This is a genomic window from Magnetococcales bacterium (assembly GCA_015232395.1).
GTDB lineage: Bacteria > Pseudomonadota > Magnetococcia > Magnetococcales > JADFZT01 > JADFZT01.
The window spans coordinates 1-14,244 of sequence record JADFZT010000007.1; the positions used below are offsets into that span (position 1 = coordinate 1).

At 57.1% G+C, this 14,244-nt stretch carries 11 protein-coding genes; all 11 read right to left on the bottom strand.

Annotated elements, in window-relative coordinates; translation table 11 throughout:
* Positions 1-145 precede the first annotated feature (145 nt).
* A complete protein-coding gene (locus HQL52_03505) occupies positions 146-1,636 on the bottom strand; it encodes a L,D-transpeptidase family protein (GenBank protein MBF0368503.1) in 1,491 nt (496 codons plus the stop codon).
* 131 nt (positions 1,637-1,767) lie between these two features.
* On the bottom strand, positions 1,768-2,766 hold the full coding sequence (locus tag HQL52_03510) for a retroviral-like aspartic protease family protein (protein ID MBF0368504.1): 999 nt from the start codon (positions 2,764-2,766) through the stop codon (positions 1,768-1,770).
* A 91-nt stretch (positions 2,767-2,857) separates the two neighbouring features.
* Entirely contained in the window at positions 2,858-4,087 is a 1,230-nt protein-coding gene (locus HQL52_03515; GenBank protein ID MBF0368505.1) for a sel1 repeat family protein, read from the bottom strand.
* A gap of 81 nt (positions 4,088-4,168) precedes the next feature.
* A complete protein-coding gene (locus HQL52_03520) occupies positions 4,169-7,243 on the bottom strand; it encodes a hypothetical protein (GenBank protein MBF0368506.1) in 3,075 nt (1,024 codons plus the stop codon).
* Between the two features lie 16 nt (positions 7,244-7,259).
* Positions 7,260-8,720 (bottom strand): hypothetical protein, encoded by a 1,461-nt coding sequence (locus HQL52_03525; GenBank protein MBF0368507.1) that lies wholly within the window; start codon positions 8,718-8,720, stop codon positions 7,260-7,262.
* A 26-nt stretch (positions 8,721-8,746) separates the two neighbouring features.
* The gene (locus HQL52_03530; GenBank protein ID MBF0368508.1) at positions 8,747-9,898 is read right to left on the bottom strand and encodes a CinA family protein; all 1,152 of its coding nucleotides are present in this window, start codon (positions 9,896-9,898) and stop codon (positions 8,747-8,749) included.
* Positions 9,895-10,386, bottom strand: coding sequence for a phosphatidylglycerophosphatase A (locus tag HQL52_03535; protein ID MBF0368509.1), 492 nt, complete (start codon positions 10,384-10,386; stop codon positions 9,895-9,897). The genes HQL52_03530 and HQL52_03535 overlap by 4 nt, the downstream gene beginning before the upstream one ends.
* 31 nt (positions 10,387-10,417) lie before the next feature.
* Positions 10,418-11,155 (bottom strand): ABC transporter ATP-binding protein, encoded by a 738-nt coding sequence (locus HQL52_03540; protein ID MBF0368510.1) that lies wholly within the window; start codon positions 11,153-11,155, stop codon positions 10,418-10,420.
* Positions 11,155-12,027 carry an ATP-binding cassette domain-containing protein gene (locus HQL52_03545; protein MBF0368511.1) on the bottom strand — a complete coding sequence of 291 codons (873 nt, stop codon included), beginning with the start codon at positions 12,025-12,027 and terminating at the stop codon, positions 11,155-11,157. Before HQL52_03545 ends, HQL52_03540 begins: the two co-directional genes overlap by 1 nt.
* On the bottom strand, positions 12,024-13,316 hold the full coding sequence (gene livM / locus HQL52_03550) for a high-affinity branched-chain amino acid ABC transporter permease LivM (protein ID MBF0368512.1): 1,293 nt from the start codon (positions 13,314-13,316) through the stop codon (positions 12,024-12,026). Before livM ends, HQL52_03545 begins: the two co-directional genes overlap by 4 nt.
* Positions 13,316-14,239, bottom strand: coding sequence for a branched-chain amino acid ABC transporter permease LivH (locus HQL52_03555; protein ID MBF0368513.1), 924 nt, complete (start codon positions 14,237-14,239; stop codon positions 13,316-13,318). The genes livM and HQL52_03555 overlap by 1 nt, the downstream gene beginning before the upstream one ends.
* Between the last annotated feature and the right edge of the window lie 5 nt (positions 14,240-14,244).

Consider the following 14,244-nt stretch of genomic DNA (forward strand, 5'->3'; position numbering starts at 1 on the left):
GGCAATCATCAGCTCCCTGGATCCCCGCATTCGCGGGGATGACGAGTCAGGGAAGAGTGTCCAATTTTGAGATAGAATTGCTATAGAGCGAGCCAAACGCTTGTTCACTCTGTTCGGAAAGGGATGATGGCGTGGGAATGGGGGTTTAATTTCCAGCTGGAACGACGCTGTTTTCCCGTCTGGCCCGATCCTTTTTTTCCCGCCACTGTTGCAGCACCCGCAAATTACGCTCCTCAATGCTGAGGGGATCCTCAGGCTTTTTATGGATGGCTGAGGGTTGCTGGGCGATGGGTTGGGTGATCGTAGCCGGTTGGGTTGTGCTTGGCTGGGGGATGGGTGCCGCAGGTGGGCTGACCAGAGGTTTTTGGCTGGTCGCGGGCTGGGTGCCGGGTTTCGTAGGTGGGCTGACCAGGGGTTTTTGGCTGGTGGTGGATTTTGGAATGGGATTTTTTTGCTGGCCTGCCCGTTGAAATTGCAGTTTTTCTTCCGGGGTCAATCTGCGCCCCACCTTGTAGGGCACCCCGTCAGGCTGGGCGATCATCTGTTCCACCATGGGCCAGTTGAGCATCACCGGGGTGCGGGGTCTGCGGGCCAGGGCTGCGTTAATCGCCTCATGGGTCCAGCTCTGGAGGCTTTTTTGGGAGCGGCTGGCCAGCTCCTGGGTGATGGGGCGGTGGAGTTCCAGATAGAGTTCGCCATTCAACCAACCCGCTTTGGCTGGACGATGCACAAACACCACCCGATCACCGACGTTGGCGCGCTTGAAAAGCCTGGGGATATCCTCGGGATAGAGACGGATGCAGCCGTGGCTCACCCGGCGACCGATGCCGAAGGGCTGGTTGGTGCCGTGGATGAGATAGCTGGGCCAGTCGAGATAGAGGGCGTGGGTGCCCAGGGGATTATCGGGGCCGGGGCCCACCACCGGGGGAAGTCGCGGATCCTCCTTGCGTACCGATTGGGGCACATACCAGGAGGGGGCGGATTTTTTGCGCACGAGCTTGGTCCAGCCCACCGGGGTCTCAAATCCTTCCCGCCCCACCCCCACTGGATGGCTCCCCACCAAGCCCCGCTCCAGCCGCTGATAGAGGCGCATTTCCGGAAGATTGATCAATATTTTCCAGGGTTTGTCCGGCATGGGGATGATACGTTGCCGGGTAAAGCGCACCTGGGTACCTGCCGGGGGAAGCCAGGGGTTGATGCCGGGGTTGGCATCCATGATTTCGTTATAGCCGAGCCCCAATCCCCGGGCCAGCTCCAGGAGGGTTTCCCCCTGTTTGACTTGATAAAAATAAGGGCCATCCCCCATCACGTCATCCCCTCTGGTGGGGACGGGCCATTGCCAGGGGGCCTCGGGGGAGAGCTGCAAGTTGATGGCAAATGGCGTCGGTTCCGGCCCCAAACGGGGAGTGGGAGTGGCAGGGGCTTCAACAGCTGGGGGGGGTGTCGCTTTTGGCCGTTCGGGAATGATGGGTATCTCGATCTCCGGCTCACCGGGGGGGGTGTCGGGAACGGCTTCCGGAATCTCGGTGGGGGCTGGTACCGAAATCGCGGGCAGGCTGACTTTTCTGCCAATTTTTTTGCGGTCGATCCCCCCCCAGGCAGGTAAAGCGGCCAGCAGGCACAGAAAAACCCCCAAACGCCCCAAGGTGGGGGGGGTGGGTTTTAGTAAACAAGAAAGGCGTTGGGTGGGCATGATGCTGGGGAAGATAGCATAAAGTGTGCCGGGGAAAAGGCCATATTCCGAGATCGTTCAGCGAGGTGCCTGGGTTACTCGACTATTTTGGGGCCTGAGAGTTGGGGAAAGACGTCCCATTTGCCGGAAGTGTGGCGATAAGCCAACCTGGGGCAGGTTTTATTGTAGGCGGCGGTTTTGTTTTTGAGGTCGAGCACTTCCAGGTCGAAGCGGTTTTTGCGGCGGAGGGAGCGGGCATCATAGGCTTTGAGTTCGCTTTTGATTTCAGCACTCTCCTGGCTCAGCTCCTCATATTCCCGACGCAGGCGTTTGATCAAGGTGTTGGATTTGTTTTTCCGGTTGTAGACCGCTTGATACGCTTCCCGACGGCTGTTGAATTGTGCGATGCGGGCGTTAACCTGGTTCTTTTCAACCTTTTCATCTTCGATATAGCTGTTCAAATCGTCGTAGAGGCGATCCAGGGTGGAACGTTTCAGGAGACAATTGGCGGCGACGGCGTCGGATTTGGCCCGGGTGGTTCTGGCTGACGCGGCGGTGGGGCCGGTGAGCACCAGGCGCTGTTTTTTTTGATCGATGCGCCAATGATCATAAAGGGAGAGCACCGAGGTGCCTAGCAGGGGCAGGGTGCGGGTGGTGCCGACGGCGGCGGTGACGTTGTGTACGGTGAGGCCACCGATGGTGACTGACTTCAGGTGGACTTTGGGAGATTGGGTGGTGGAGCCGTCGGCCAGGGTGGAGGTGACCACCCCCATGTCATCTCCGGGTCCGATGGCCCCTTTTTTCAGCAGTTCATCATAATACCCCTGGGGCATGATCATGATGTTGGCCCCGGTATCGAGAATAAACGGGAAGGTTTTCACCCCGTTGAGTTTGGCTTCCAACCAAAAAAGATCGCCCCTGCCATCCTGGGTGAGGGGAATTTCCCGGGTGGAGGTGGTTGTGGTGGGGAGGTTGACCTTTTGGGAGGGTTCGGGGGGTTTGGTGTCGCTGAAGTGCCATTTGCCGTTGGCATCCTGCCACTGATAAATCCCCCCATGGGCAGGGACGGACCCCCACAAAAAGAACACTGCCACCCATACCCCTGTCCATGACGAACCCATCGTTGGCAGATGGGATAAAACGGCTGAAAATGGGTTCGTCATGGGGGGTTTGTCCCTGGGTGGATTACATGCTTTTGGGGGTGGATTTTTGAGAACTCTGTTTGGGACGCCAGTTTTTCGCCTCTTCTTCTGCCTGGGCGATCTGTTCCGGGGTCATGTAACTGGCAGTGATGGTTTTGTTATCTTCAGCAAACTTAACCCCGGCTTGGCTTGCCAGGATAAAGGAGCGGTAGGCTTTGACCAGATTTTTTTCTCCCCCGGTGCCTGAGACGAGGAGATTGCCGAGTTTGAGGTGGGCTACCGGGTTGCCCTGGTCAGCAGCCATTTGATACCACTGCCGGGCTTTTTTAAAATCCTGCTTGCCTCCCAGGCCGTTGGCCAAGAGGGAGCCCAAGGAGGTTTGGGCGGAGGAGTCTCCCTTGTTGGCCGCTTTTTCATACCATTGTCTGGCTTTTATAAAGTCTTTTTTAACGCCCAGCCCACTGGCATACATGGAGGCCACCTGCACCTGGGCCATGGTATCGTTTTGTTCAGCGGCTTTCAGGAACCATTGATAGGATACCTTGGGGCTGACCCGGATCCCCTCCCGCCCCTGACGATGAAACAGACCCAGGTTGATTTGTGCCTGGACGTTGCCCCTTTCAGCAGCGATGCGATACCACTCCCGGGCCTTTGGGAAATCTCTCGGCACACCTCCATCCCCCCGTTCATAGATACGCCCCAGGTTGAAGGGGGCTATAGAGCTGCCTTGTTCCGTAGATTTTTCCAGCCAATGGATCGCTTTGGCGATGTCTTGTTTCACCCCTTTACCGGTGGCATACATGCTGCCCAGGTTAAACTGGGCTATGACCTGGTTTTGTTCGGCGGCTTGGGTGATCCAGTGGAGGGCTTTTTTGGGATCGGGGGGAACGCCGATGCCGTTGGCATACATGGAACCGATGCTGAGCTGGGCCATGGGATTTTTTTGTTCGGCGGCTTTTTCCAACCAGTGGGCGGCCTGGGTCGGATTGGGGGGGATACCGAGACCATTGAGCAGCATGGTGCCGAGGTTGGCTTGGGCGTTGACGTTGCCTTGTTGGGCCGATTTTTCCAACCAGCTGGCGGCCATGGCGGGGTTGCGGGGCAGACCATCCCCCTGAAAGTGGCGCACTCCCAGCTGCAACTGGGCTTGGGCATCTCCTCCCCGGGCGGCTTTTTGCAGCGCCTCCATCTCTCCTTCAGAAGCCTCAACCCCCCCCGCTCCCAGCCAGCCAAACAGAACCAGAACCATCCCCAGCGCAGCCAAACGATGCATCGATGCCTCCTTTATTTTTGTTAGGTTAAAAAGGGAATTTTTTCACACCTGCCAAGATCCCGTCAATCAAAGATTTCCCAGCTATTTTTCCGGCACCCCATCCACCCAGGCATCCACATCCAGAGGCGGCCAGGGTTCCTGATCCACATCCCACCCCGCCTTCTTCAAATCCGCCAAATATCGATCCGCCACCTCATCCCCATGCCATTTTCTCACCGACTCCCCCGGCTTCAGAGAGAGATGCTCCGGCAGGACGCTGATGTCCGCCTCTGCTTTCACCAAGACATGCCGCAGGTGACGATAAAAGCGGTGGCTCTTGGCTTCCAGAGGTTCGGGCTTGGGTGGATCCTGGGCCAGCTCCTTCAGGGTTGCATATGGGAACCACTTTTCTTGAAAAAGTTCCCTGAACTCCGGCTCTTTTTCTCCATGAGCTTCCAAGGCTTCCAAAGCCTGCCGGGGGGTGACAAATAGCTTGGGGCTGCTGGCCGCATAGGTTTGCAAAAAAACCCATACGGCCAGAAGATCCCAGTTCAGATCCAGAGCCAGATCCAGAGCCAGATCCAGAGCCCGAGCCAGAGCCAGATCCCGAGCCCGAGCCAGATCCAGAGCCCGATCCCGAGCCCGAGCCAGAGCCAGAGCCCGAGCCCGAGCCCGAGCCAGAGCCCGAGCCAGAGCCCGATCCCGAGCCCGATCCAGAGCCCGAGCCAGAGCCCGATCCAGAGCCCGAGCCCGAGCCAGATCCCGAGCCCGAGCCCGAGCCCGAGCCAGATCCAGAGCCCGATCCAAATCCAGAGCCAGATCCAGAGCCCGATCCAAATCCAGAGCCAGATCCAGAGCCAGATCCAAATCCAGAGCCAGATCCATTTCCCCCATCAAGCCATCATAACTTTGAGTCAATACCCCCCAATAAAGAGACAACCCCTCCTCTATCGGATCACTTTCGGTCAAAGCCAGCCAGGAGTAAACCGGGGGGGGGGGAAATTGGCGGGCCAGGAAGTTAAGCCGATATGAGTAAAGATTTTTTAGTGCCGGGTGCGTCTGAGGATAGAAGGCATGTAGATCCAGCGTCCAGCGCAGATGATCCTCTTTTTTATTCCCCTCACCCCAACGACTTACCGCCCACTCTGACCCCATCCGTTGCCACTGATCAGAGAGCCATCCTTCGGGTAAAAGGGAAAAAAGAATCAGCTCATCTGCGGCCTTCTTGCCAGCCGGGAGCTTTTCGAAAGAGTTCGCCATGGCCTCCTGGGTAGCCTCCTGCCATAGCTCCCACTGTTGGGCTTTTTCATAGAACACCTCTACCCATTTATAATCGAAATCAGCCAGAGCACGATGCCAATAGTGAAGCCAAACTTCACTCTTAAACTGAGGGGAAAAAGTAGGCTCCCCCTCCGCCATCAACCGATGGATAAACTGGAAACGGCCTACCTCCTCTTTATTTGATCTCTTCTCTTTTAACCAGCTGTTGCGAAACACCTCCTCCTGGAAGCTCCCCCCCTGATGCTTGGTTTGCAAACCAAAAAAAGCAATCCCCACCTGCTGCCAAGCAGGAATATGGAGAAGATCCAGCAGCTCCACTTTAAGAAATGGAATCAGATCAAAGGAGTGATTCCCCAACTCCCGATAGATCCAGGAACCCACCAGGAACTCCTGGAAGGAGAGGTGGGAAAATTGGAGGATGTTCTCTTCCGGCTCCACCAGCAAACCGGAACGGGCCAGAAAAAAATGCAGCAGTTCATCTATCCGTTCCCGTTCAAAAGTCAGGGGGCAGCCCGGTTCATCCAGCCACGCCTTCAGCCACGCTACAAAGGCCTCCCTGGAAATCCGCAGATGGTAGGGTTTCTTCTCCTCCCTCTGCCTGGAAGAGTGGCCTTCATCCTCTCTTCCAGCCTCACCAATCTCCTGACGATGAAGATCCCTGGCCAACCGCTCCAGCACCCGCCATTTGTCGTTGGCCTCGAAGGGAGGGGAGACATCCTTTCCATGCCTGCGGCGTTCTGAATCAGCCAACCGCTTCTTAGCGTCCAACACCTCCAGGTAGGCTTCCACCATGGATTCATAGACCGCTACCTGGGAGTTGGGGAGCTTACCTTTAACATCGTGGATATAGGTAAGGCTGGCGAGATAGATGGGCCTTCTTTTCAGCCTCTGTAACCCCTTGAAGCTCTTCAAAGCTCTCGACAACACCCCCTGTTCCACCTCCTGTTTGATGTAGTCTTCAGGGTGGCGTGCGAGATACCAAAGTCGGGTATATTCGGCCACCTGATCATCATCGAAAGGACGCATAAAGCGGCGGGGAAAGTCGGCCGGAACCTGGGGAGTAGACTTCCATCCCTCCCGTTTGGCAATTTCCTCCCATTTTTCTGAATTGGGAGCCGTAAAAGGAAGCTGCTCAAATCCAACCGGCCGCCCCGTCACCAGTATTGCCACACCTGGAAAACGGGCGGCAAAGGCATAGACTAAATCCCGCAACTGAGGCCGAATTCCTTCCCCAACCTCATCAACCCCATCAAAAGCGACGATAGCCCAGCCCATTCTCAAATAATACGTAGCAAAATCCAAGTCCACCGAAAACTTGCCCTTAGACTGCTTTTTCACCCGCTCTTGCCAAAGTATCAGCAAATCCTCAGTAGTTTTTATATCCGAGAGACTTAGCTCTCGAAGAATAAAAGGAATAATCAGGCGACGACCCAAGCGGGAGTTGAAGGAGTTGGGCTCCATCTGTGGGCAGGAAGCAGCGATCACCCGAACCAGCGCCGACTTCCCAGAACCTGGCAAACCGATCAAAACTGCACGACCATTAACCGCTCTGGGGGTAAATTCATCAGGATCAAAATCCACCAGCAGATCCTCGATTTCCTCCCCCTGATCCTTATCGAGAATCTCCTTGAAATTTTCTTTTCCCTCCTCCAGGGTCAGATCTTTTTTGGTATAATGCTCCCGCACAAAGATGGAAGCCAGCGCCATGGGGGTTTGCTGGTCGGCATCGGAGACCCCGGCAAAATCAGCACCGGTGTAGGTCTTAATCAGATAGTCGGCATAGTGATTGAACCACTCCCGCTGCTCGGAGCCATCGAAGGTTGGGGAGATCCAGCGGGTGGATGAGGCGATCTCCCCCAACACCCGTTCATAACCCTCCAGCTTCCATTCATCCATGATCGTTTTTCCCGGATCAGATCAGATAGGGTTCGAGCTCTGCCGCCAGTTTGAACTGTTCCTCAAATTTCTTTTTAAATAACTTGATCGCCCCCGCCCGCCCAGCCCCCGCCCGCAACTGACGAAATCGGTCATCGTCCATGGGGGGTTCCTCTTTTTTCTTATCCAGCTCCCCTCCCCCCGAACTCCCAGCAGTGGTTCTTGGAGCTTCCACCAGGGGATTTTCCACTACCCGATGCAGATATCTCTGGGCCTCATTCTGGGATCCCTTCCTATCCTTGAACACCTCCAAAAGGCTCACCAAACCGGCATCCGGATCCTGAAGCAACAATTCATAGGCATCAGGAAAATAAAACCGCAGCAGATGCACCAGGATCAATTTTTCAGTATCCGCCTGTTTATTCTCAGGATCCGTTTCGTCGCTGGAGACTAAAAATTGATAGTGTTTCAAACCATTCAGAGCGGTCTTGATCACCCGAGGGTTGGCGGGCAGAAGAGGCATCAAAAAATCAATCGCAGCCTCGCCCATATCCATCTCCAACTGACGCATCAGGCAATAGACAAACCACCACAGCTCATCCTTTTCTGGTGCTGGCAAATGCAACCGTACCTGAAACAGCTTTTCCACATACTGAGCGGCTTCCGCCTGACCATACTCCCCCGCCTTGGCCACCGCCGACTCCACATGGGTGCGGTCGAGCCCAAAAACGAACACACAATGGCGACTGGAAAGATAGAGCTTGATCGCCTCCAGTAATGAAAAAACCACCTGATCGTGGCAGCGATCCAGATCATCAATAAAGATCACCAAGCGCGCTTTGTCATCATCATTTTCGGGATTGACTACCTGCCGGACCGCTTTTTCAAATTGCAGGAAAAACCGCTGGGCATCCACCGGTTCGGAAAAACTCTCCCGCTGCTGCTTTCCGTGGGCTTTTTCCAGGTTGATGGTGATCTCTTTACCGACGGAGACCTTTTTGCCAGAGACCAAGTGCACTGCTGCATCCAGGAGGGAGCCCAGGGAGTTGAGGGCTGTGTCCATAGCCACATGGGTGGCTGAGGTGAGGTCTTTTTTAAGAAGTTGAAACCGAATCTGTTCGCGGATTTCGTGAAGCAGGGGAATAACCGGGTTGGGCTCGTTCTGATAGTGCCAAGGATTAAACCAGACGGCCCGAACGCGCTCATCTGGGTTGGGTCGCAGCTTGGTCCAAGCCTGGAGCACATCAGGCAGACTTTGTTCCTCCAGGGTCTCCTTTTCTTCCTCTGGACTGGAGCCGGAACGCACCGCCAGAGGCTTCCCCCCCAACGAACGCATCAAGGTGCGCAGCATGGAGGTTTTGCCGGAGCCCCAAGCACCGCCGATGGTGAAGGCAAACGGGGTGCGGGCGTTGAGAATTAAATCTTGGGCCTTCACCGCAAACGGCACATAGCCCAGCTGCTCAATTTCAGTGGTCCAGTGGTCGTTGAGATAATCCATTCCCCACTCCCCAACAGGTTACGTCACTACCCCTGATCCACCAGCATGCGTCTTAACAGGTGCAAAGCGGTCTGGCTCGACTGGAAGCGGATGCGGTCGCGGTCGCCATTGTAAAAACCGTGGTGCTCCAACGCCCCCCCATCCCGGGAGACCGCTGCCAGATAGACCGTGCCGACCGGTTTTTCATCAGAACCCCCGGCAGGCCCCGCAATCCCCGTCACCGAAATGGCCAAATCACTCCCCGCCGCCCTTAGCGCTCCCCGAGCCATGGCCAACGCCACCTCCGGACTCACCGCGCCACACCGCTCCAGCAGCACCGGCGGCACCTCCAAACAACGAAACTTCGCCTGGTCGCTGTAGGTCACATAGCCCGAAGAGAGATAGTCGCTACACCCCGGCATCGCCGAAATTCGCGCCGTCACCAACCCCCCCGTGCAGGACTCCGACACCACCACCCGCACCCCGGACTCCCGCAACCGCTCCCCCACCAGATCTTCCAGAGGTCGCGGCTCGGTGGAATACATGCGACTGCCCAGGCGATTTTGAACGCGCCTTTTAAACTCATCCCCCATCAGGGCCGGCATAAAAAGCGCCGCGTCTCCATCCGGCAAATTGCGCACCGTGCATTGGCTGCGCTCCTCCTCCCCCATATAACGGGAAAGATCCAGAGGATCCCCAGCGCCCTCAATCATCCAGCAGCTGCCAGGTCGCCCCGCCCCCCGCCGGGCACTCTGACCCTCATCCCGACGCATGGCGTGCAACGCCCCCACCAACTCCCCGCGCAACGACCAGATCGACTCCTGAAAATAGGTCACCATCCGACCCCGGCGCTTGATGGCAAACCCCGCCGGGTGGCCCTCACTATTATAAAGAGGCCGCGCCCCCACCACCCGCAAGCGGTCCGACTCATCCCCATCCAACCCCAACGACAACCCCAAACTCGACAACACCGAACGACGCAGGCGTCCCCCACCCGGGCGGTTGCGGCCCTGGATCAGGATCAACTTATACTCCTCATCCACCTCGGTGGGATCAAAAGGCTCCCCCTTTTCCAGCTCCCGAATCCCCAGCTCCACAAAGCCGAAGGTCTCCAACAGCAGATCCAGATGCGGTCGTCCCGAAGGGGGCATGAAACTTTCCAACTCACTCCAGCGCGGCACCACCAACAAACATTTCATGACCCAATCACCTTGTCGATTATCGTCAACACAATTCCCGCCCAAACCCCGGCAGCCAAATCATCGGCCATAATCCCAACCCCCCCGGGAAGATGCCGGTCCAACCACCCCACCGGCCAGGGTTTTACGATGTCAAAATAACGAAAAAGAATAAATCCAAGCCCAATCCACAACCAACCCACCGGCATAAACAGCGTGGTCAGCAACATCCCAGCGGCTTCATCCACCACCACCTCTTTGGGATCCTTGTGACCCAAAGCCCGGCTCGCCACCTCCGACGCCCAAAATCCCACCGCCGTCACCAACAAAAACACCCCACCCACCACCCACACCCCCCCCTCCAGAGCCAACACACACAGAGGGAGCGTTGCCAGGGTGCCGAAAGTGCCCGGAGCCTTGGGTAACCGCCCGACCCCCCCCAGGGTCGCAATTCCCACGGCCAACCGGCTCAAGCCGTTGGCGGGTAACTGTTTGTCACCTATATCCATGTCGCCATTGTGGGGGCTCGCCATGGGAAAATCAATGTCCCCCCAAATAGGCTTTGCGCACGTCGGCATTTTGCAACAATTCCAAACCACTACCCGCCATCCGCACCCGGCCATTAACCAGCACATAGCCCCGGTCCGCCAGCCGCAAAGCCTGGTTGGCATTTTGCTCCACCAAAAAAATCGTCGTCCCCTCCCGGGCGATCTCCTTCAAGGTGGAAAAAATCTGCTTGATGATCATCGGTGCCAATCCCAAACTCGGCTCATCCAGCAGCAGCAAGCGAGGACGGCTCATCAAGGCGCGCCCCATGGCCAACATCTGCTGCTCCCCCCCGGATAGCGTCCCGGCCCGCTGCTCCCGGCGATCCAACAGCCTGGGGAAAAGCGTAAATATTTTTTCCAGCTCCTGGTGCCCCTGGGCCTCATCCATCCGCTCACCCGCCGCCACCAACCCCATCTCCAGATTTTCGGCAACACTCATCCCCGAAAAAACCCGCCGCCCCTCCGGCACCAGGGACAATCCCATCCGGGCAATCCGATGCGTAGGCAACCCGGTGATATCCCGACCATCAAAGACAATCTTCCCCTCACCCGCCCGGGGATTGCCAAACAGCGTCATCAACAGCGTGGTCTTGCCCGCGCCATTGGCCCCGATCAGGGTGACGATCTCCCCCGGATGGACCGTCAAAGAGACCCCGGAAAGCGCCGACACCGGCCCATAAGCGGCATCCACCCCCTCCAGTTCCAACAATGCCTCCCCGCCCGCCCCCATCATGCAGACTCCTCTTCAGAAACACCCAGATAGGCCTCCAACACCTTGGGGTCGTTTTGAATCTGCTCCGGCGCGCCCCGCGCAATCACCTCACCATGATCCAACACCACCACCCGGTCGGAAATATCCATCACCAACCCCATGTCGTGCTCAATCAACAATACCGTCACCTGATGCTCATCCCGCAGGGTGCGGATCAGGGCGGACAGCTCCAGGGTTTCGTTGGGGTTCAATCCGGCGGCGGGCTCATCCAGGCAGATCAAGCGGGGGCCGATACACATGGCCCGGGCGATCTCCAAACGGCGCTGGTGACCATAGGGCAACTCCCCGGCCAGGCGATTGAGATCCCCCTCCAAACCAAACACCTTCAACCAAAAATGGCCCCGCTCCACCGCTTCGGCCTCCGCTTGGCGATAAGCAGCCGTACGCACCACGCCTGATATAATGTTGCGGTTGATGCGTCGATGTTGGGCGACCAGGAGATTTTCCATCACCGTCATCTCCTTGAAAAGCCGCACATGCTGAAAAGTGCGCGCCACGCCCGCCCGAGCCACCCGGTGGGAGCCGCCGAACATTTTATAAAACAGCCGCCTGCCAAAACGGGATGGGTGGAGAAAATCACCCGGCGCAAAGGGCTCCCCCAGCACCGCCACCAGATCCACCAAATCCCCCCCCTCCCGGTCTCCCAGGTGAATATCCCCAGAGGTGGCCTTGTAAAAACCGGTGATGCAGTTAAACACCGTGGTCTTACCCGCACCATTGGGGCCGATCAGGGCGGTGATGGAACCTTCCGCCACCTGGAACGACACCCCCAAGAGGGCTTGAATGCCACCAAAGCGCATGGAGAGCTGATCCACCGAAAGCAGCGTCATGCCCCCGCCTCCCCGGCCTGCTTTGCTGAAAAGGCCGAACGGCGGCTGGCCAAAAAGCCCCTGGGTCGCCACACCATCATCACCACCATGGCGATACCGAACATCAGCCCCCGATAGTCGGAAAAATCACGCAGCAGCTCCGGCAGGATGGTCAGCACCAAGGCAGCGATGATCACCCCCCGGGTGGAACCCATCCCCCCCAGCACCACAATCGCCAAGATCAAGGCGGACTCAAAAAAGGTGAAGGATGTGGGATTGACAAACCCCTGGGAAGCGGCAAAAAAGACCCCACCAATCCCCCCCACCATCGCCCCCATGGCAAAAGCCGACAGTTTCACCATCACATGGTTGATACCCAAAGAGCGGCAGGCGATCTCATCCTCCCGCAACGCCTCCCAAGCTCGACCAATGGGCATTCGGCGCAAACGGGAGAGGAAAAAAATCATCCCCACCACCACAATGAACAAAACCAGATAGATAAAGATGTAGCGATAGCCGGAGGAGTAGTCGATTTCGAAATATTGATGGAACGGCACCCCCCCTTCTTTGGCGCGGCGAGTAAATTCCAGACCGAAAAACGAAGGATAGGGTGCCCGGATACCGTTGGGGCCGCCGGTAAATTCCATCCAGTTGTTGAGCACCAGGCGAATGATTTCACCAAAGCCCAAGGTGACGATGGCCAGATAATCCCCGTGCATCCTGAGCACCGGAAACCCCAACATCACCCCAAAGCAGGCGGCGGTAAAGGCCCCAAACGGCAGCGCCCCCCAAAAGCCCAACCCCAGATATTGATGGCCCAAGGCATAGCCGTAGGCTCCAACGGCATAAAAAGCCACGAAGCCCAGATCCAACAGCCCCGCCAGCCCCACGACGATATTCAACCCCAAGCCCAAAAGCACATAGATCAGCGCCAGAGCGGCCACATTCAACCAATATTTGGAGAGGAAAAAGGGCAGGATCAAGGCAGCCACCACCAATCCCACCAGCAGCCAAGGGTTACCCCCATCCACACGGGCCACCACCACCCCGGCATCCCGCTTGCCGAATATTTTTTTCAGAAAAGGCCCCGCCAAGCCATGATTCAAGGCCAGGGAGATAGCCAGCCTCCCGAAAAAGACCCCTGCCACCAACCAGCCGGTGCGCTGCCAGGCAAAGTCCAATCCGTAGCCATTCAATACCAAGCCGGTCATGGGGCCAAAAATCAACAGCGCCACCAACCCCACCCGCAGAGCATCGGTCAAGGCCGCTCCCATTCCGTTTTGTTTGGGCTGCGCCCCTCCCATTGTCATCACACCTTCTCCACCTCAGGCTTCCCCATCAAACCACTGGGGCGGAAAATCAACACCAACACCAAAATCCCAAAGGCAAAAACATCCTTATAGTCGGTGTTGACAAAGCCGGAAAAAAACGACTCACTCACCCCCAGAACAAGCCCCCCCAACATCGCCCCGGGCAAGGAACCGATCCCCCCCAATACCGCTGCGGTGAAAGCCTTGATGCCGGTGATGAAGCCGATGTGAAAATCGAAGGAGCCATAGTTGAGGGAGACCAGCACCCCCGCCACCGCCGCCATGGCAGCTCCCAACACGAAGATGGTGGAGATAATCCGATCCGTATCCACCCCCAGCAGTTGCGCCATCACCCGATCCTGCTGGGTCGCCCGGCAAGCGCGCCCCAACGCCGTGCGGTTGATCAACCAGGTGAGAAATCCCATCCCCAGCAGCGACACCACCACCAACAGCAGCTGGATATAGGTGATCTGCACGAAGCTCTCGACATCCCCCTGGGGAAAACGAAAACTCCCTTCCAGCAATACCGGCACCCCTTGATTACGCGCCCCTTGGCTCAAGCGCACATAGTTTTGCAGCACCAGGGACATACCGATGGCGGAGATGAAAGGGGCGAGTCTTGTGGATCTGCGCAGGGGGCGATAGGCCACCCGCTCCACAACCCAACCATAGAGGGAGGTGAGCAGGATGGTAAAAGCCAAGGTAACGAGGATGATGAAGGGAGCGGATTGGATGCCGAAAAAAGCCAGCAAGGCGATGATGATGGCGGTAAAGTAGGCGGAAATCATATAGATTTCGCCATGGGCAAAGTTGATCATGCCGATGATGCCGTAGACCATGGTATAGCCTACCGCGATCAGGCCGTAGATGGAGCCCAACACCAGCCCGTTGACCGCCTGCTGCAAAACGATATAAGGATCCATCGGGG

What these genes read in the sequence shown, in the direction of transcription:
- HQL52_03515 (MBF0368505.1), bottom strand. Translation starts at nt 4,087, where the DNA reads ATGCATCGTTTGGCTGCGCTGGGGATGGTTCTGGTTCTGTTTGGCTGG.
- HQL52_03520 (MBF0368506.1), bottom strand. Translation starts at nt 7,243, where the DNA reads ATGGATGAATGGAAGCTGGAGGGTTATGAACGGGTGTTGGGGGAGATC.
- HQL52_03525 (MBF0368507.1), bottom strand. Translation starts at nt 8,720, where the DNA reads ATGGATTATCTCAACGACCACTGGACCACTGAAATTGAGCAGCTGGGC.
- HQL52_03530 (MBF0368508.1), bottom strand. Translation starts at nt 9,898, where the DNA reads ATGAAATGTTTGTTGGTGGTGCCGCGCTGGAGTGAGTTGGAAAGTTTC.
- HQL52_03535 (MBF0368509.1), bottom strand. Translation starts at nt 10,386, where the DNA reads ATGGATATAGGTGACAAACAGTTACCCGCCAACGGCTTGAGCCGGTTG.
- HQL52_03540 (MBF0368510.1), bottom strand. Translation starts at nt 11,155, where the DNA reads ATGGGGGCGGGCGGGGAGGCATTGTTGGAACTGGAGGGGGTGGATGCC.
- HQL52_03545 (MBF0368511.1), bottom strand. Translation starts at nt 12,027, where the DNA reads ATGACGCTGCTTTCGGTGGATCAGCTCTCCATGCGCTTTGGTGGCATT.
- livM (MBF0368512.1), bottom strand. Translation starts at nt 13,316, where the DNA reads ATGACAATGGGAGGGGCGCAGCCCAAACAAAACGGAATGGGAGCGGCC.
- HQL52_03555 (MBF0368513.1), bottom strand. Translation starts at nt 14,239, where the DNA reads ATGGATCCTTATATCGTTTTGCAGCAGGCGGTCAACGGGCTGGTGTTG.